Raw genomic sequence first — 18,346 nt, 5'->3', positions numbered from 1 at the left:
AATGTACAAAAATATTCTAGTCGCTCTGTCTCTGGAGCATGGCATCAGTGAACACGCACTTGCGGCGGCACATGCCCTTGTATCCGAAGGTGGAAAAATCACTGCCGCGCATGTCCATGAGCCCCCAAACAGACAGATAATGTACTATATGGATGAAGGAATCGCAGAAAAGTCTCTCCAAAAAGCAAAGGCGCGCTTGGCCGAGCGCCTAACAAGTGAGACAGAAGTGTCGTCTATCCTGATCGAGAGCCAATCGGCGGGTCGCGCAATCACCGAATACGCCAACAAACACGGCATCGACTGTATCGTCCTCGCTTCACACAAACCTGGGATGAAAGAGTTCTTTTTGGGTTCCACGGCTGCTCTCGTTGTTCGCCATGCTCAGTGTTCGGTGCATGTACTCCGACTGTGACGCTGGCACCCGCAACATGCTCGTAACTTCGCCCAGTGAAATCTGCGGTGATAAGCACGTCTCACGGTGACCAAGGTCTAATTTTGGTGCACCTAAAAGAGTTTCGCTTTGCGGCCTTTGGGAGGTATGATTCGCAGCCAATCTCGGCGGCAACGCGGCATCCTGTGATATCCTCTTTTGTCAACGTCGGGTTGTCGTTGTGGGCGGGAATGGCGGAAAGGAGGATCAGTTATGGATACACCAAACTTACCTGCCATTCGCGCGCTTCGCCCAGCTTGGAACAAGGGACGCATCGTCGGTCAAAAACGCCCGTTAAAACCCAAACACGTCTGGGCAATTCGAGTAAGATTGGAGCTCGCAGAGAACCATCGCGACCTCGCTCTCTTCAATATGGCCATCGACAGCAAGTTGCGCGGTTGTGACTTGGTGAAGATGAAAGTCGTTGACATCATGGCCTCTGGTCAGATCAAGGAGCGGGCTTCGGTGCTGCAAAGTAAAACTCAGAAACCGGTCCGCTTCGAAATTTCTGAAGGTACTCGAACCTCCGTCGAGAAGTGGATGGAAGATGAACTTATGGTTGGGTCTGAATACCTTTGGCCAGGGCGTTTCCATGAGCGTTTGCACATTTCAACGCGCCAGTATGCCCGGATCGTGCGTGATTGGGTCATGTCTATAGGTTTGGAAGCCAGCGCATATGGCACACATTCGATGCGGCGCACAAAGGTTACTCAGATTTACAAAAAGACGGGCAATCTGCGCGCGGTACAACTCTTACTTGGGCATACAAAGATGGACAGTACCGTTCGGTATCTCGGAGTTGAGCTCGAGGATGTACTTGCTATAGCAGAGGCAATTGAAATCTGAATACTGCGGGCCGCTTTCGTTGGCGGCCCCAGCCAGTCATTCATCGACTAGGAAAGATACTGTGATCGCAGCCCGCATTCTGGACGCTCGATGCAGCCGCTAAGTTAGATCGTAAACAAATTTAATCTTCTTGGACATAAGGAAAATTCGCTACGCTTTCGCCAACAATTTTTTGTTGGACTGCAGTCTTTCAGTTCGTCAAACAAGCGCCGACGCAAAGAAGAGAAATGGCCAGCACAAAGCCGCGCATGCCTCAGTGGCTGCCGAAATAGGCCTCCAGCAGCCGTTCATCGTTGCGCAGTTCTTCGGCGGTTCCCGAGGTTTGCATCCGGCCCGATTCCAGCACGTAGATCCGGCTGGCCAGAGACAACGCGAAGTTGGCGTTTTGCTCGGTGATCACAACGGTCAGGCCGAATTCCTTGTTCAACTGTCGAACAACTTCGGCGATCTCGTTGCAGATCTTGGGGGCCAGGCCGATCGTCGGTTCGTCGATCAGCAGCAGTTCGGGGCTGGTCATCAGCGCACGCCCAAAGGACACCATCTGCCGTTCACCCCCCGATTGGGTCGAGGTTTCCTGCACTTCCCGCTCTTTCAGGCGCGGGAACAGCTTGTGGACCATGTCCATGTTGTCCTCGATATCCTCGCGGGCGGTATAGGCACCGACCATGAGGTTGTCGCGCACCGACATGTAGGGGAACAGGTTGAACCGTTCCGGCGCATAACCGACGCCGTGGCGCACGATCTCGGCGGGGGTCCGGCCCGTCAGGCTGTGGCCATGCAGCCGGATGTCACCTTCGGTTTCCACCAAACCCATGATGCTGTCCAAAAGGGTGGACTTGCCTGCCCCGTTGGGGCCGACCACGGCGACGATCTCGCCCGGTTCGACGGTGATCGAGATGTCGGTCAGCGCCTGCGCCTTGTCGTAGAACGCCGACAGGTTTTCGATTTCCAGATAAGACATCAGGCGCTCCCCAGATACGAGGCCTGCACGGCCTTGTCATTCATCACCTCGGTAAAGGTGCCCTCGGCGATCATCGTGCCCCGCTCGATGGCGACGGCGCGGTCGATCAGTGGCTCCAGCGCGGGCAGATCATGGCTGACGATCAGGAAGGTCATGCCATCCTTGCGCATCTGCTGGATCAGTTCCGAGATCTGCGCGATCTCCCCCACGGTCAGACCGGCGAACACCTCGTCCAGCAGCATCACCTTGGGTGCGGTGGCCATGGTGCGGGCCATTTCCAGCTTGCGCAGATCACCCATGGCCAGCTCGGACGGGGTCCGTTCCAGATCGGCCTCGGTAAATCCGACGCTTAGGGCAAGTTCGCGTTCCCGGTCGGGATCGGGAGATCTGGTGATCATCTGCCAGATATTGTCGGGCATCAGGCCTACGCGGATGTTTTCGGCCACGTTCATGTCGCCGAAAGGGCGCGGGATCTGATAGGTCCGGCTGACCCCGGCCTGAATCCGCTGTGATGTCGGCAGGGACGAGATCTCATTCCCGAACAGCTCGATCGTGCCGCTGTTCTGGCGATGCTCGCCCATGATCTGGCTGAACACGGTGGTCTTGCCCGCCCCGTTCGGACCGATCAGGCCCAGGGATTCACCCTCTTTGAGGGAGAAGGACAGACCATTGGTGGCGACCAGCCCGCCGAAGCGTTTGAACAGGTTTGTGACTTCCAGCGCTGCGGTCATGCCACACCTCCTTTCCGCAGCCGGGCAAAGCCGCGCTGTATCAGTTCGATCAGGCCTTTGGGCTGATACATGTAAAGGACCAGCGCGATCGCCCCGTAGACGAAGTACCGTTCCGCCCCCGGCAACACCGGACGCAGGTATTCCAGCAGGAAGGTCATGAAGAACGCTCCGATCATCGGACCGATGATGGTCGAGGTTCCGCCCAGCAGCGCCGCCACGATGATGGTGAACAAAAAGCTGATATCGAACAGAGCACGTGGTGCCAGCGAGCCCAGATAGTGGACATAGAACGCCCCGCCCAGCCCTGCGACCATCGCGCTGGTCAGAAAGGCAAACGCCTTGAGCCGCGTGGTGTTGAGGCCCGAGCCCCGCACGCTTTCCTCGTTCATGCCGATGGCGGCCAGTGCGGTGCCCAGACGGGTTTTCATCAGCAGCCACATGCTGATCGCAACGCTCAGCATCAGCGCGGTCGACAGGTAATAGCCGTTTGCCGCACCACGGGTCAGGGTCTGGATGCCCGACATGCCGCGGGTGCCGCCGGTCAGATCCGGACGGATCACCTGCACCAGTTGGTACAGCAGCTCCATGAAGGCCAGCGTGACCAGCGCAAAGTAACTGCCACGGATGCGCAGCGCAGGCAGCAGCACCAGCAGACCCGCAGCCATGGTGACCAGAACTGCAGCCGGGATGGAGATTTCGACCGGCACGTCAAACCGCTTGGTCAGGATCGCCGTGGTATAGGCCCCGATCCCGATCAGGAACGGGTGGCCAAAGCTGATATACCCGGTACGACCGGACAATACGTCCCAGCTGATGGCGAAGATCGCCAAGTAGTTGGCAAAGATCATCGTCCGCAGTGTGCCGTTCGAGACGACCTGCGGCAGCAACAGCATTCCAGCGATCAGACCGCCCCAGAGGGCAAAGTGAAACCAGCGCAGCTCCATCGTCAAAGTTCCTCGCGGCCAAAGAGGCCCTGTGGACGCGTCACCAGCACGCCAATGATCAGCAGCATGGTGAACACGCCGCGCAGTTCCGGGGCGAGTGTCGCCACCACGATAACCTCGAGAAAGCCGACGATATGGGCCACCACCAGCGTGCCGATGATCGATCCGATCCCGCCGACGATGACAACCGCGACCGAGATGATCAGCGGGGCCACCCACATCGAGGGCGACAGCTGCGTGTAGCTGGCGAAGAACACCCCGCCAAGCGCACCCAGCGCGCCGGAAATGCCCCAGGTGATCAGGTTGATCCGGTCCGGGTCGATGCCCGAGATTGCCGCGCCCTTGGCGTCCATCGACACCGCCTGCATCGCCCGCCCGGTATGGGTCAGCCGCACAAAGGCATAGAGGCCCAGCAAAATGGCCCAGCTGATCAGCGTAGCGATCAGAATGTTATACGTCACCGAGGCCCCAGCCACATTAATCACGCCGGGTACGATCGGCAGCAGGATCTTGCTGCTGTCGCCAAAGGCCAGCACCACGCCCGCCTGAATGACGACGGCCAGTATCAGCGTTGAAATCTCAACGGCGACATGATCGCCTTTCAGTGTCTTGACGATCAGGCGGTATTTCAGCACCCCCATCACCACACCCAGCGCGGCGGCAACGACAACACCCATCAGTTTGGGCATTCCCAGGGTCTGCGACACCCAGAAATAGATATACCCACCGACCATCAGATATGCGCCATAGGCAAGGTTCAGGACGCGGCCGATGCTGAAGATCAGCGTGAAACCCATGGCGATAAGCGCATAGAGACCGCTGAGCAAAAGCCCCTGTATCAGTATCTGCAACATTTAGTTTGGATCCTTAGCTTCGGGCGCGCATCAAGGCGCGCGCCCGCTTTATGCTATTCTACGCGGTGGGATTACTTCTCGACCCAGCTGGGCAGAGTGAACTCGCCCGTCGCGTATTTCTCGGGGTAGACCACAGCCGCCGTGCCGTCTTCGTACCATTGGACCACAACCATCGAAGGCTGGGCATCGTCGAAAGGTTCAGACAAGTCAAAACGCGCGTTGTGCGGATAGGTCCGGTTGGTGACGGGCTCAACCTCGTCATCGCCCCAGAAGGCGTAACGCAGCCACAACTGACCATCCAGATCCAGCACCAGATCCTGCTTCTTCATCGCCTCGGCCCAGGCCTCGACCTTGTCAAACCCACCGGCCTCTTCGGCTGCCGCCATCGCCTGTTTCAACCCGTGATAAGCGTTGAACCCATTAAAATGGGGCAGCAGCGGGCGGCTGTCATACTTGGCCTGATAGGTGTCGACAAATTCCTGGCTGGCCGGGTCCAGCTTGAAACCCACCGAAGGCACCGGCGACAGGGTTGAGATGCCACCGCCAGCCCCTCCTGTATCCTCCCAATACTCCATCCCCAGGGCAGAGACGTTTACGCCCGTCATCGCCATCGGCACCTGAAGCTTTACATATTGCGAGGATACCACCTGCGAGTTTACCGACGAGACCTGATAGATGAAATCTGCGCCCGTATCCTGCGCCCGGCTGAAGATCGGCGCGAAATCGACGGTGGCGACGTCATAGGTGATGATGTCCTTGACTTCGATCCCGGCCACGGGGGCCAGCGCCTCGGTCACAAGACCGGTGATGGCCTCGCCAAAGGCTGTGTCCTCGGCTAAAATGACCACGGTGTCCCAGCCCATTTGGCCCTTCAACACATCCGCGCCAAAGTTAATGTACAGCGTTGCCAGCGCCTCGTCCGAGGCGATGTTCATGAAATAGGGAGCCATACCCTCGGGGTCTTCGGCCACCATGTCGATGATGCCGATATAAGATGTCCAGGTGTCCAGCGTCGGGATGCGGTATTCCTGCATCCGTGGCAGCCAGCCCAGCGACACATCGTCGATCGAGCCCGAGATGATAAAATCAACCTCTTCGGTTTCCGCCAGATACTCGTAAGCGCGCACGCCTTCGGTAGGGTCCTGCCCGGTATCAGCTGAAACAAGCGTGATCTGCTGGCCCAGAACACCGCCATTGGCGTTCAGTTCCTCAATGGCAACTTCGGCACCGCGCAGCGTGGACAAACCGGTGTCCGAAGACAGTGACCCGATAAATCCAACTTTGATCTCTGCAGCGGCCGTCGAGGCCATTAGCGCGATGCATGTTCCGCTTAGTAGTGCTGTTTTGATCATCACATTAGCTCCCTGTGTCTGTTATTTTACCATTCTTGTATTCTGTATACAGTACACAAGCCGAAGGTGCGATCAAATCCTTTCTTGGGGACTCATGTTCAGAATCCGCTGATTTCTCCGTTTTTGTTGCGAATCACTGCGTCAACGTCGATCTTCACCAACAGACCGGGTTGCGTCAGGTCGACCTGAACAGCGGTCAGTACCCGGTCGATATCTTTGAACACCTCACCATGCACACGGGCGAATTCGCCTGCCTGTAACAGGTCAGTCAGATATAACTGCAACCTGCCACATTGCGCAGATCGGCCCCCATCTCCTTTGGCGCTTTTTCGGTGCGGGAAAGGAATTAGCTCGTTTGCGCGCCTACATCGCCGGGCGCATGAATGCGTCCCGTGAGTTCGATTGCCGTCGTACCCACGACCCAGACAAACGGCGCGATACGACTTTGAGCGCGACTATTATTGCTACAGTTGCACCCCGCAATGCTGTCATTCGCTGCGTCAGCGAAATCTCCAAGCGTATTGCCTCACAGTTGGCGCAATGAAGTGAAAAATTTCCGCATTCCGTAAAAAGAGTTTCGCAATCAGTAGAACCGCGTGATGCCTTGAAAAGCATGAAATTTAGCTTACGGGTCTTTGATTAAGGAGCTTAATTGCATCAATCACATCGATCGTAGACTCACCTCCTGCAATACCATCCAGAGCAGTACGAAGATCAGATATCGCCTTGTGCGTATGTCCAAATAGTCTGCATTGTTCTGCGTAATCTACCGACGTTCGGAGTTCAAACATCTTAGCTTTCTGTTCTCTTGCAGTGGCCAAAGCCTCAAGAAATGCTTTTTCTGCGAGCTCATTCTCGCAACGTGCGAGCGCGTAGACTCGATCGGTCTCGGATCGGGCCCAGCCTTCATTTGTGTGGTGCTGTTGATCACGGGCCTGAGCCAACAATTTCAGGGCACCGTCCCGATTACCTATGTTCAAGGTGAGTTCCGCCACTAGGGTCAGAAAGAACGGTTTATAGTTTCCCGCACCACTCTCCCACCAAGTTATAGACGCTGCGTGTAACGCATCGATCGTTTCTTGTTTCGGCGAAACATAGGCATTCACCCAGCTTCGCCACAAGGTCGCGGTCAAAGACATGAATGTAAACGAGTGCTTGGCTGAAAGTTCCTCAAGCTGTTCCGCGATCTCCAGCACTTTTGCGGGTTCACGGCGCAGAAGGTGAAGCATACACAGATAGGTCATTGACTGCGCGATGCTATGAGCATGCTCCAGCTCTTTTGCACCCGCCACCGCGAGCTGTTGAACCTCAAGGGCTTTGTCCGGGTCCCCACGCATCCAAATGGCCAAGCTTAAAAAGCACGAAGTAATCGCCGCATGGTCGGACCCATAGATGTACGCCAGATGCGCATCACGTTTCCTGCTGTAGAGGTCCAGTGCTTTGCTTAAATGCTCATACGCCGACACCAGGTCACCAATGTGGAACAGTACAGCACCCATTGCGCGATGCGCCACCATCTGATGCTGCGTCTCACGAGTCGACACCGCTAGGTCCAGCAATTGCGCTGCGACGTCCCTAGCCAAATCATACTCGGCACGCACCAAATGGAAGGAATACAAACCATTCAGAACTGGGAACAGATGCTCGGTTTCGTCGATGCGTTCACACAATTCGCGTATTCTTGCATAAACAGAACCGGTTTCGTCGGCAGCTATTCCTGCGGTTGATCGTAAGACACCAGCCTTGAGTACCTGAATCTCAATTTCCTTGCGGTCCCGTTCAAAACTTTGATCCATTTCGCCAAGCTGCTCAATCGCCAACGACAGTTGCGTGCTTGCCTCAATGTTAGCGGATCGCTGGACTGCTCGTTGGCCTGCAAGGTAACGATAGTCTACGGCCTCCTTACACATTCCTGCCATGGTATAGTGATGAGCCAGAATTTCCGGGCTTGCGTCACCAGTGTGAGCCAACGTGTCATCCAAATATTGCGCGACGCGAGAGTGCAGAACCCGGCGTTCTCGCTTTAGAAGGCTGTTGTATGCGGTGTCACGAATAAGGGCGTGACGGTAGCTGAAGGTTTCAAAATCCTCTGCGCGAAAAACTGAAACTATGCCAGCTTCGACCAGAAGCTCCAATCCTGCGCGTAACGCTTTATCGCTGATTCTGGCCACTTTTGAAATCAACTGGTAAGTAAACTGAGGGCCAATTACAGCTCCAATCTGGGCAACCTCTTTGGCAGAGCTCAGGCGGTCAAGGCGTGCCATCAGTGCATCATGTAACGTACTTGGCACCGAGTTCGCAGGCGATGCCCCACCCATCGTGTAAGTGTCCCTTCCCCTGGTCAGGACGCCCGATTCAAGGAGATCTTTTGTCACCTCCTCGACGTATAGCGGCACACCGTCGGATCTTGCCGCGACCACATCATACATCCCGTCAGCGACCAACTCGTCTTTGGCGACTTCGTCAACAATGCTCTTGACCTGTCGAAAGCTTAATTGCTTCAAATTAACTTTCGTAAGGTTCGATTGCAGTGTCCAACCTGGATCGAACTCAGGCCGGAACGTCATAACCACCAGAACTGGAAGGTCGCGAATTCGCTCCACCAAACGATCCAGCAACAATTTGGTTGTTGGATCAATCCAGTGAGCATCTTCAAACAGGAAGAGAACCGGATGATCTTCAGCCTTTGACGAAAGATTGTTCAGCAACAATTCCAGAGACCGATCCATGATCTGCCGCGGTGTCAGATCCAACGGCCCCAAATGATCTTCGAACGGTATGGACAAAAGGGATGCTGCCAACTTCAAAGCTTGGTCGGTTTGATCGCTCAACACGCCGCGGATTTTTTCAAGCTTGACGTGATTTGACTCGTCAGCGCGAAGATCAGTGGCACTCTCAAGTTGGCGAATGACAGGGTACAGTGCAGTCGCAAAGTGATATGGAGAACATTGATATCGCATTTGCGTGTGGGGCAAATCGGAGATGTTCTGCCGAAATTCCTCCACCAGACGCGACTTGCCAATTCCCGGCTCGCCTGACACCAACACAACCTGCCCATTTCGATTACTGGCCAAGGCCCAATTATCGTTCAACGCCTTCAATTCTGCGGCGCGACCGACCAAAGGCTTGAGCAAAACACTGTCGATCGCCATAAACCGGCTGACTGTTTCTCGCTCTCTGGTTACTTGCCAGGCTTCGACTTCCTTAGCAAAACCCTTGAGCTTGAACGCGCCACGCAAAACGTATTCAAAAGCATCACCAGCCAACTGATGAGTGGTTGGGGCGATAATCATCGTCCCCGGATCTGCCATCGCTTGAAGACGCGCGGCCAAGTTGGGCGTCTCACCCATCGCCGTTCCGTCCTCAAACATCTTTTCGCCTCGCAGATCGCCGACCACGACCAATCCGGTTGCGACCCCAATCCGGACGTTGAGTTTCGCGTGGGTGCGAACATCCGGCATCTCATCAATGATACGCAGACCCGCACGAATGGCGCGTTCGGGATCATCTTCATGGGCGTGGGGAAATCCAAAAAAAACCATGATTCCGTCGCCATAGTAGCTGGCAATATGGCCATCAAACGCTGCAACAGCCGCCGCACAGGTTTCCTTAAAAAGTCGAAGTACATCGGCCAGATCCTCCGGATCGACGCTTTGTGCTATTTCCGTTGATCCGACAAGATCGATAAACATTACCGTAAGCTGTCGCCGCTCTGCCACGATCTCGGGGCTGTTGGTTTTGCTGGGCGGTCGCCGCTCCTCTTCTATGCTGGCGCGAATGGCTTTCAGAAACCGCCTCCTCGGCCCGAGGGGAAGTCCGATTGTTACTAGGTCTTCGTCAGTTAATTCGGACAGGTCGCCAAGTTCGATTTCATGTTCAGTAAAAGCGACAGCATACTTGGACAAACCATGTTTCTTTAGCCAAGACGCTATATCGGACATCAATAAGTTTTGCTTACGTTAGTAACAGGATCTCTACATGTACTCTGCCAGCAAGCATCTCCTTGTTAACTTAAACCGCCAATTAACCGATGGCTTATTTGTTAAACAATAAGAACAAGTACTTATTCAATGAAGACGTCCGTTTAATACCAAGTCAAGGACTTCATTAGCTCTATTGACGTTTTACTGGAAGCCATGTCGGATCCAAGCAAGCGGTTTCGCCGAGGCTGCAAACTGTGTTGCCTGGAGAACTAGCGGACTGCGGACAGGAGCAACCATCTGTTGCAGCTCTGCGAAACAAGGGTGCATGAACGAGAAAATATATGTCAAAGTATATCTTTTTCAGCATTTTGCTTGCTTCCTTCAGGTTCGAAGGTTCAAAAACTCGCCGCGTTTGATTGATAAGCAACTATTGGCTTAGGTTCACCATCTGCGATCCCTTAGCAAACCCCCAAAGTTAACGTATGGTGTTAAGTACAGCCGCCTGTGAATAACGCGACACATGCTCTCGTAACCGATTTCATACGAATGCCGCGGATAGTCCGCGAAAGTCGCGTTGACCAACCCACTTGAGAGGTGCCCAATGTCGTTCTCTAACCGCCCACCAATTTCGCGTCGTCAGTTTCTGTACACAACTGCTGCAAGTGCCGCAGCCGTTACGCTTCACCCCTTCTCGGCTGCTGCGGCGAACAACCAGGCACATTTGCGGATCATGGAAACAACCGACATCCATGTTCATGTATTCCCCTATGATTATTATGCCGACAAGCCCCGTGACACGGTGGGCCTGTCCCGTACGGCTTCGATCATAAATGAAATCCGCTCTGAGGCGACGAACTCGCTTCTGGTGGACAACGGAGACTTTCTGCAAGGAAACCCAATGGGCGATTACATCGCCTATGAACGCGGTATGAAAGAAGGGGGCAGCCATCCAATCATCACCGCATTCAATACGATTGGCTATGATGCGGCCACACTGGGCAACCACGAGTTTAACTACGGATTAAACTTTCTTGAGACCTCATTGGCAGGTGCGGATTTCCCAGCGGTTCTGGCTAATGTAGCAAAGGAGAAAGGCGCAAGCCCGCGCGAGGACAAGACGCTTATCCAACCATACGCCATTCTCGACCGCGAGATCGAAATGGGTGACGGCACAAAACATCCGATCAAGATCGGTGTGATAGGCTTTACGCCTCCGCAGATCATGAACTGGGATCGCAAGCATCTCGAAGGCAATGTCCAAGCGCGGGATATCGTTGAGACGGCAAAGGCTTTTGTCCCTGAGATGCAGGAGCGGGGCTGCGACCTGATCATCGCCTTGTCGCATTCCGGGATTGGGGACGCCAACCATGAAGATGGTATGGAAAACGCGTCGGTCGTGCTGGCTGGCGTCGAAGGGATCGACGCGCTGGTCACAGGTCACAACCATTTAGTTTTTCCGTCGCCTACCTTTGCAGACCGCCCCGGAATTGACGTCGATAAAGGTACTCTGATGGGCAAGCCCGCCGTCATGGGCGGGTTCTGGGGGTCGCATCTTGGTCTGCTTGATCTGCTGCTGCAACGGGATGGAAATGAATGGCGGGTGGTGACAACCACATCCGAGGCGCGGCCTATCTCGCGGCGGAACGAAGACCGGTCAATCACCGCCTTGGTCGAAGATGATGAGCGCGTCCTGGACTCGGTTGCGACGGATCACGACGAAACGCTGGCCTATGTTCGTCGCGCAGTTGGCAAGACCTCGGCACCGCTGCACAGTTATTTCGCGCTGGTCGCAGATGATCCCTCAGTCCAGATCGTCTCGATTGCGCAGAAGTGGTATGTCGAAGAGATGCTGAAAGGCACCGAACATGAAGGCCTGCCGATCCTGTCTGCGGCAGCGCCTTTCAAGGCTGGTGGCCGCGGTGGTCCGGAATACTACACCGATGTACCCGTTGGTGATGTTGCCATCAAAAACGTCGCGGATCTCTATCTCTATCCGAACACGGTGCGCGCAGTCCGCGTGAATGGAGCGCAAGTTAGGGGTTGGTTGGAACGGTCGGCCGGAATGTTCAATCAGGTTGAGACGGGTTCAAAGGATGCGATCCTGCTGAACCCGGAATTCCCGTCCTACAATTTCGACGTCATAGATGGCGTGACCTATGAAATTGACCTGTCCCAGCCATCGCGCTTCGGACCCAAGGGAGAAGAGATTAACCCCGATGCAGCGCGCATTGTGAACCTTTCTTACGACGGCGAACCAGTTACCGATGATATGGAGTTCATTATCGCCACCAACAACTATCGCGCATCAGGGGGTGGTTCATTCCCCGGAGCTTTAGGTGACACAATCGTATTTGAGGCCCCGGATACCAACCGCGACGTCATCGTTCGCTACATTGTCGAACAGGGTACGATTGATCCAAAGGCAGATGCCAACTGGTCTTTTGCTCCGCTTGCGGACACGACTGTTTTGTTCGAGACAGGCCCGAAAGCACGGGATTACATAGGCGACGTCAAGGGTGTCACAATTGAGGACGCCGGAGAAGGTGCCGACGGCTTCGCAGCCTTCCGGATCAAGCTCTGACTCAATTTGGGCTCAAAAATAACCCGCCATCAAAAAAGGTGGCGGGGTTGTTTCAGTTGCCTCGCGGCCCTCTGTAGCGACGCGAATTTCATCGCTTTTGCTAAGTGCGGCTCGTCAGACGAGACACTTACTACAAACGCGAAACTCGGGCATGGGTGGAGGTCGGAAACAATAGGCAAAGACATCTTCTGACCCCAGTAAGGCTAAATTGGATATGTTGAACAGTATGAACAGAACCCATGCTTTATTTGAATGCCGATAAAAGCAAACCGCAGTCTTGGTCGAAAACCCCGTGTCTACCCTTATTGTTCTTGCAGGCAATTCTTCGGGTTATTGCGTTTCAACTTCGAATGCTCCGTGACCAAGTCAACCAACTCTGGACGGCATGAACCACAGTTCGTTCCAGCCTGAAGGGTATCTCCGATATCGTCCACATCGATCAAACGTTTGTCGTGAATGGCGCTAATGATGGTCTTTAATCCCACCCCGAAACACGAACAGATGATTGGTCCACAGTCTTCAGAAGCGGAAGATGACCGGCCAGACAGAATCTGATGGAGTGAGACCTCAGGCAAAGTTGCCAAAAACTCTCGCATTAGTGTGATGGGTTGTCGGGAAACAAAGAGCGCTGCCAAAAGGCGCTGTCCGTCAGACAATGCGATCCTGTACGAGCCGCGTTTGGAATCTTCGATTGAAGTCACTACGGCATCGGATAGCCCAAACCACTCGCGGGCTTTGTCTTCCCAATCGTCAATATCTTGCTTCCCCGCTAACTCGATCCTGTAACCTTTGGCCGTTTTGCTCATTGCCCAATATTCTGCCGTAGGTGAGGCCGCATCGACGGACACGGCGAAACCGTACCACGAGGCATTCATACGTCGCACAGAAACGGCCGCCGCCTTGCTCTCAGGCTGTCCAGAGATTGGATCGACTACACTTGGAACAAGCGCATCCACACGGGCTGTTGGCGCCGTTTCACCTGTCCAGTGAATGGGAGCAAATACTTGACCTGGCGCGACGGTGTCTGTGATGCGAAGTCGAAAAATGCCGCTTCCGACCACGCTGTTGAGCTCAACCAAATCTGCGGTACCAAGACCCAACCGATCAACGTCCTTCGGATTAACCTCGACGTATGGTTCGGCCAAATGGGCCGAAAGACGGGGAGACAACCCAGACCGAGTCATAGTGTGCCACTGATCCCGGTTTCGTCCTGTGTTCAACAGAAACGGGTATTGGTCAGACGTCGCCGCTTTGGGTGAACGATGAGTGACAGGAACAAAACGTGCTTTGCCATCCGGATGAAAAAACTGCGCATCACCGAAAAATCGGCCATCCGATTTGCGAGATGTCGTCGGCCACCGTGACGGGTTCAGATCTTCGTAGTCCGAGTCATCAATGTCCGAAAATTCGGTAATGTCCAAGTCTTTGCCAAATGCCACGGCAAGCGAAGTCATGTTCGCGTATTCTCGAAAAATCTGCGCCGGTGACTCATAACTGAATGCCTCGGTCCACCCCATGCGGCGGCCCACCTCGGCCATAACATCCCAATCCGCACGTGCTTGTCCCGGAGGTGACAGAACGACGCGTTGTCTGCTGATCGTGCGGTCTGAATTGGTTACTGTTCCGCTTTTTTCGCCCCATCCCGCAGCGGGCAACAAAACGTCTGCAACGCGTGCAGTGTCTGTTCGGGCAGTCAGGTCACTGACAACTACGAATGGACTTTTTTTGATAGCCGCCATCACTCGGTCTGCATCCGGCATGGTGGCCGCCGGATTGGTGTGGATGATCCAAAGTGCCTTTATCTGACCGCCTTCGACAGCGCGAAACAGGTCAACCGCTTTCAGCCCCTGCTTTTCTGGCATCTTTGGAGCTTTCCAGAAGTCCTGGACGGCTGTTCTGTGAGCTTCGTTTTCGATATCCAAGTGACATGCGAGCATGTTGGCCAAGCCACCGACCTCTCGGCCTCCCATAGCGTTAGGCTGACCGGTGACCGAGAACGGACCCATCCCTGCGCGACCGATCCGCCCGGTGGCCAGATGGCAGTTCAGGATCGCGTTGACCTTGTCTGATCCGCTGGAGGATTGATTTACTCCCTGGCTGAAGATCGTAACAACGCGCTCTGTACCGATCCATAAATCGCAAAAAGCCTCAATTTCATCAGGGCTTAGCCCGGTCTCATTCGCATCATCAAGCTGCGCGAGTTCGAGGGCTTCATTGAACCCCAGGCTGCGATCCAGAAAATCCGGAGCAATATGCCCCGTTTGGTGAATTCTGTTCAGCAACCGATTGAACAGCGCCACGTCACTGCCGGGTCGCAGCGCCAGATGGAGATCTGCTTGATCGCAGCTTGCTGTTCGACGCGGATCGACAACTACAATCTTCGTACCGCGCGCCTGACGGGCAGCTATGACACGCTGATACAGAACGGGGTGGCACCAAGCGAGATTCGAGCCAACCAAGACAACCAGATCAGCCTCGTCTAGATCCTCAAAGGTTCCGGGTACTGTATCTGTCCCGAAGGCGCGTTTGTGCCCGGCCACGGTCGAAGCCATGCATAGCCGCGAGTTGGTGTCGATATTCGCCGAGCCTATGAAGCCTTTCATCAGCTTGTTGGCAACATAGTAGTCCTCGGTTAGCAACTGTCCTGATACATAAAAAGCCACGCTGTCCGGCCCATGCTTCTTAATTGCGGCAGAGAACCGATCTGCGACCAATTGCAAGGCATTGTCCCAACTGGTGTTCTGGCCAAAGGCGCGAGGAGCCAGCAACCGGTGTTGCAGCCCGACAGTTTCACCTAACGCCAGTCCTTTTGAACATAAACGACCACGGTTCGCCGGATGATCCGGATCGCCGCGAACGGTCAAACCTCCGACCCCATCAGGCCTCAGGAGCACACCGCAGCCAACCCCGCAATAAGCGCAGGTCGAACGAACTTCGGGTAGGCTGGTGCCGTCCATCAGGCTGCGCTCCGTTGAGCAACCGCGCTGACGTCGAGCAGAATACGATCATCTTCGAGGCGCACCGGATATGTGGTGATCCGACCGTCATCGGCACCCTGCGCTTCGCCTGTGTTCAGGTCGAACACCCAATTGTGTAAGGGGCAGGTCACCGACTGGCCGTGGACAATGCCTTCGGACAATGGGCCACCCTTGTGCGGGCAGCTGTTTGTCGCGGCGTATACTTCTGCCTTGGCGGTCCGGAAGACGGCGATACAGCCGATATGGGTTTTGACCAGACGCGCTCCGCGCAGTGGTATGTCGTCGATATGTCCGATGTCGATCCAGCTCATTCCGCCGCCTCCAGTGTGAAATCTGCAATCGGCGCATAAGTTTGCGCCTTGTCGCGCACGTGTTCGGCCCATGGATCCTTGCGGTAGATGCTTTGCGACAGTTCAAACCGCGCGACCAAGTCGGCCCGGTTTTCAAGATCATCCACAACCTGCGCCTTGACCCAGTCCATGCCGACCTTCTCCAGCCATTTATACAATCGATCCAGATACTTACCGCCTTCACGATAGGCCTGGGTGACGGCCATCACGACCTCGATGGCCTCGTCTTCGGTGGGCACCTGACAGAGCAACTCGGTCTCTTTCACGTCCATACCTGCGGCCCCGCCGATGCTGATCTGATAGCCAGATTCCACGCAAACGACACCGATATCCTTGCAGGTCGCCTCAGCACAGTTGCGAGGACAACCGGATACTGCCAGTTTCAGCTTGTGCGGCGTCCACGAGCCCCACAGGATTTTCTCCAGCTTGATACCAAGGCCGGTGCTGTCCTGCGTGCCAAACCGGCAATGATCGGTTCCGACACAGGTTTTGACCGTCCGCAGACCCTTGGAATAGGCGTGGCCCGAGACCAGACCAGCCTCGTTCAGATCCGACCAGATCGAAGGCAGATCCTCACCCTTCACGCCCAGAAGATCGATGCGCTGACCGCCGGTGACCTTGACGGTTGGCACATCATACTTGTCAGCGGCGTCAGCGATGGCGCGCAGTTCTCCGGGGGTAGTGATCCCGCCCCACATGCGCGGCACAACGCTGAATGTACCATCCTTCTGGATATTGGCGTGTTTGCGTTCGTTCACAAACCGGCTTTGCGGGTCGTCCTGATATTCCAAAGGCCAATCCGCCAGCAGGTAGTAGTTGATCGCTGGACGGCAGACATGGCAGCCATTTGTCGTTGTCCAGCCAAGCTCCTGCCAGACAGCGGCCTGGCTTTTTAGTTCCTGGCCCTTGATTAAACGCCGTACGTCCTCATGCGTCAGATCGGTGCAACCGCAGATCGGTTGCGCCGTTGGCATTTGGAATTCATCGCCCAGGGTGACTTGCAACACCTGTTCAACCAGCCCCGTGCATGTCCCGCACGAGGCGCTGGCCTTGGTGCTTTCACGCACGGCGCCCAGACCGTTGGCGCCTGCGTTGATCGCCTCAACTATGTTTCCTTTACATACGCCGTTGCAGCCGCAAATCTCCGCTTCAGGCGGCAATGCTGCAACGGCTGAAAGAGGGTCCGCGGTATCGCCCCCCTGATAAGCCGGACCGAAGATCAGCGTCTCGCGCATGTCTTCGATGCTAGTACTGTCCTTGATCAGGCCGAAGAACCAATTGCTATCGGCAGTGTCGCCATACATGACCGCGCCGACCAGACGATCCTCTTCGATGACGAGCCGCTTGTAGACGCCGCGCGAAGGGTCGCGGAACACGATATCCTCACGTCCCGGCCCATCCGCGAAATCGCCCACGCTGAACAGATCACAGCCGGTGACCTTCAACTTCGTTGAGAGGATTTTCTGAACAAACGCTGCCTCTTCGCCCAACAGCACCTGCGCGGCCACTTTCGCCTGATCATAGAGCGGCGCGACAAGGCCAAAGACCGCCCCGTCATGTTCGACGCATTCTCCCACGGCGTAGACATCCGGGTCCGAGGTCAGCATCTTGTCATCCACACGAATGCCGCGCCCGGTTGCCAGCCCTGCCTCCTGCGCCAGCGCGGTATTGGGGCGGATGCCCACCGCCATGACCAGCAGATCACAGGGCAGTTCGGTCCCTTCATCCAGTAACAGAGCGCGGACCTTGCCGTCTTCCCCGAGGATTTCCTTGGAATTCGCCTGCAGGCAAATCTTGATGCCTTTGTCTTCCAGCGACTTCTTCAGCAGATAGCCTGCAGCTTCGTCCAACTGACGCTCCATCAGGTGGCCCATGATATGAACGACCGTGACGTCAACCCCATGCGCGGCCATGCCCGCGGCGGCTTCAAGCCCCAGCAGGCCGCCGCCGATGACGACAACCTTGTTGTCCGGGCCCATGCCCATCATCTGCTGGGTGTCTTCCAGATCACGATAGGCAATCACGCCGTCCAGATCATGACCGGGCAAGGGGATGATGAACGGGTTAGACCCGGTGGCGATCACCAGCCTGTCGTATGGAACGTGGCCGTTTGCGCCCACGACCACCTTCATCTCGCGGTCGATTTTTTCAACTTTTTCGCCAAAGCGGCAGGAGATGCCGCGCTCGGCATACCAGGTGTCGTCATGGGTGACGATCTCTTCATAGGTCTTCTCTCCCGATAGAACGGGGCTCAGCATGATGCGGTTGTAGTTCCCGCGAGGCTCGGCGTTGAACAGGGTGATGTCGAACGCATCCGGCGCGGCATCGGTCAGGTGTTCCAGCACCCGACCTGAGGCCATACCTGCGCCAATGACAACAAGTCTTTGCTTCATGAT

Annotated in this window: 13 protein-coding genes; 3 read left to right on the top strand and 10 right to left on the bottom strand. The window is 55.5% G+C overall.

Going from position 1 to position 18,346, the window contains the following annotated elements; genetic code table 11:
• Window position 1 precedes the first annotated feature (1 nt).
• Both ACR0C9_RS09430 and ACR0C9_RS09425 read left to right on the top strand, forming a co-directional pair.
• Window positions 2-412 (top strand): universal stress protein, encoded by a 411-nt coding sequence (locus ACR0C9_RS09430; RefSeq protein WP_480780876.1) that lies wholly within the window; start codon window positions 2-4, stop codon window positions 410-412.
• 231 nt (window positions 413-643) lie between these two features.
• Window positions 644-1,276, top strand: a complete 633-nt coding sequence (locus ACR0C9_RS09425; RefSeq protein ID WP_480780875.1) for a tyrosine-type recombinase/integrase — start codon at window positions 644-646, stop codon at window positions 1,274-1,276.
• 253 nt (window positions 1,277-1,529) lie between these two features.
• Here the strand turns inward: ACR0C9_RS09425 and ACR0C9_RS09420 are convergent, their stop codons facing one another.
• From ACR0C9_RS09420 to ACR0C9_RS09390, 7 genes are all read right to left on the bottom strand, one after another.
• The gene (locus ACR0C9_RS09420; protein WP_480780874.1) at window positions 1,530-2,237 is read right to left on the bottom strand and encodes an ABC transporter ATP-binding protein; all 708 of its coding nucleotides are present in this window, start codon (window positions 2,235-2,237) and stop codon (window positions 1,530-1,532) included.
• Complete coding sequence (locus tag ACR0C9_RS09415) at window positions 2,237-2,968, bottom strand: ATP-binding cassette domain-containing protein (RefSeq protein ID WP_170456157.1); 732 nt, start codon at window positions 2,966-2,968, stop codon at window positions 2,237-2,239. Before ACR0C9_RS09415 ends, ACR0C9_RS09420 begins: the two co-directional genes overlap by 1 nt.
• Window positions 2,965-3,912: a branched-chain amino acid ABC transporter permease gene (locus ACR0C9_RS09410; RefSeq protein WP_170456012.1), complete on the bottom strand. Its 948-nt coding sequence runs from the start codon at window positions 3,910-3,912 to the stop codon at window positions 2,965-2,967. Before ACR0C9_RS09410 ends, ACR0C9_RS09415 begins: the two co-directional genes overlap by 4 nt.
• 2 nt (window positions 3,913-3,914) lie before the next feature.
• Window positions 3,915-4,766 carry a branched-chain amino acid ABC transporter permease gene (locus ACR0C9_RS09405; RefSeq protein ID WP_170523080.1) on the bottom strand — a complete coding sequence of 284 codons (852 nt, stop codon included), beginning with the start codon at window positions 4,764-4,766 and terminating at the stop codon, window positions 3,915-3,917.
• Between the two features lie 71 nt (window positions 4,767-4,837).
• Complete coding sequence (locus ACR0C9_RS09400) at window positions 4,838-6,118, bottom strand: ABC transporter substrate-binding protein (protein ID WP_170623048.1); 1,281 nt, start codon at window positions 6,116-6,118, stop codon at window positions 4,838-4,840.
• A 98-nt stretch (window positions 6,119-6,216) separates the two neighbouring features.
• Window positions 6,217-6,402 carry a RidA family protein gene (locus ACR0C9_RS09395; RefSeq protein WP_170456006.1) on the bottom strand — a complete coding sequence of 62 codons (186 nt, stop codon included), beginning with the start codon at window positions 6,400-6,402 and terminating at the stop codon, window positions 6,217-6,219.
• A gap of 336 nt (window positions 6,403-6,738) precedes the next feature.
• Window positions 6,739-10,059: an ATP-binding protein gene (locus ACR0C9_RS09390; RefSeq protein ID WP_480780873.1), complete on the bottom strand. Its 3,321-nt coding sequence runs from the start codon at window positions 10,057-10,059 to the stop codon at window positions 6,739-6,741.
• 583 nt (window positions 10,060-10,642) lie between these two features.
• On the opposite strand from ACR0C9_RS09390, the gene ACR0C9_RS09385 reads away from it, so the two are divergent.
• Window positions 10,643-12,622: a bifunctional 2',3'-cyclic-nucleotide 2'-phosphodiesterase/3'-nucleotidase gene (locus tag ACR0C9_RS09385; RefSeq protein ID WP_170456002.1), complete on the top strand. Its 1,980-nt coding sequence runs from the start codon at window positions 10,643-10,645 to the stop codon at window positions 12,620-12,622.
• A 302-nt stretch (window positions 12,623-12,924) separates the two neighbouring features.
• Here the strand turns inward: ACR0C9_RS09385 and ACR0C9_RS09380 are convergent, their stop codons facing one another.
• From ACR0C9_RS09380 to nirB, 3 genes are read right to left on the bottom strand one after another with little or no spacing between them, the layout of a single operon-like run.
• Window positions 12,925-15,579, bottom strand: coding sequence for a molybdopterin-dependent oxidoreductase (locus tag ACR0C9_RS09380; protein WP_480780872.1), 2,655 nt, complete (start codon window positions 15,577-15,579; stop codon window positions 12,925-12,927).
• Window positions 15,579-15,911 carry a nitrite reductase small subunit NirD gene (gene nirD / locus ACR0C9_RS09375; protein WP_170455998.1) on the bottom strand — a complete coding sequence of 111 codons (333 nt, stop codon included), beginning with the start codon at window positions 15,909-15,911 and terminating at the stop codon, window positions 15,579-15,581. The genes ACR0C9_RS09380 and nirD overlap by 1 nt, the downstream gene beginning before the upstream one ends.
• On the bottom strand, window positions 15,908-18,343 hold the full coding sequence (nirB, locus tag ACR0C9_RS09370) for a nitrite reductase large subunit NirB (RefSeq protein ID WP_480780871.1): 2,436 nt from the start codon (window positions 18,341-18,343) through the stop codon (window positions 15,908-15,910). Before nirB ends, nirD begins: the two co-directional genes overlap by 4 nt.
• Window positions 18,344-18,346 lie beyond the last annotated feature (3 nt).

It is taken from the genome of Ruegeria sp. C12 (assembly GCF_056537745.1).
Note: the sequence above shows the minus strand (reverse complement) of the source record. Positions and strands in the feature narration are given on the sequence as shown.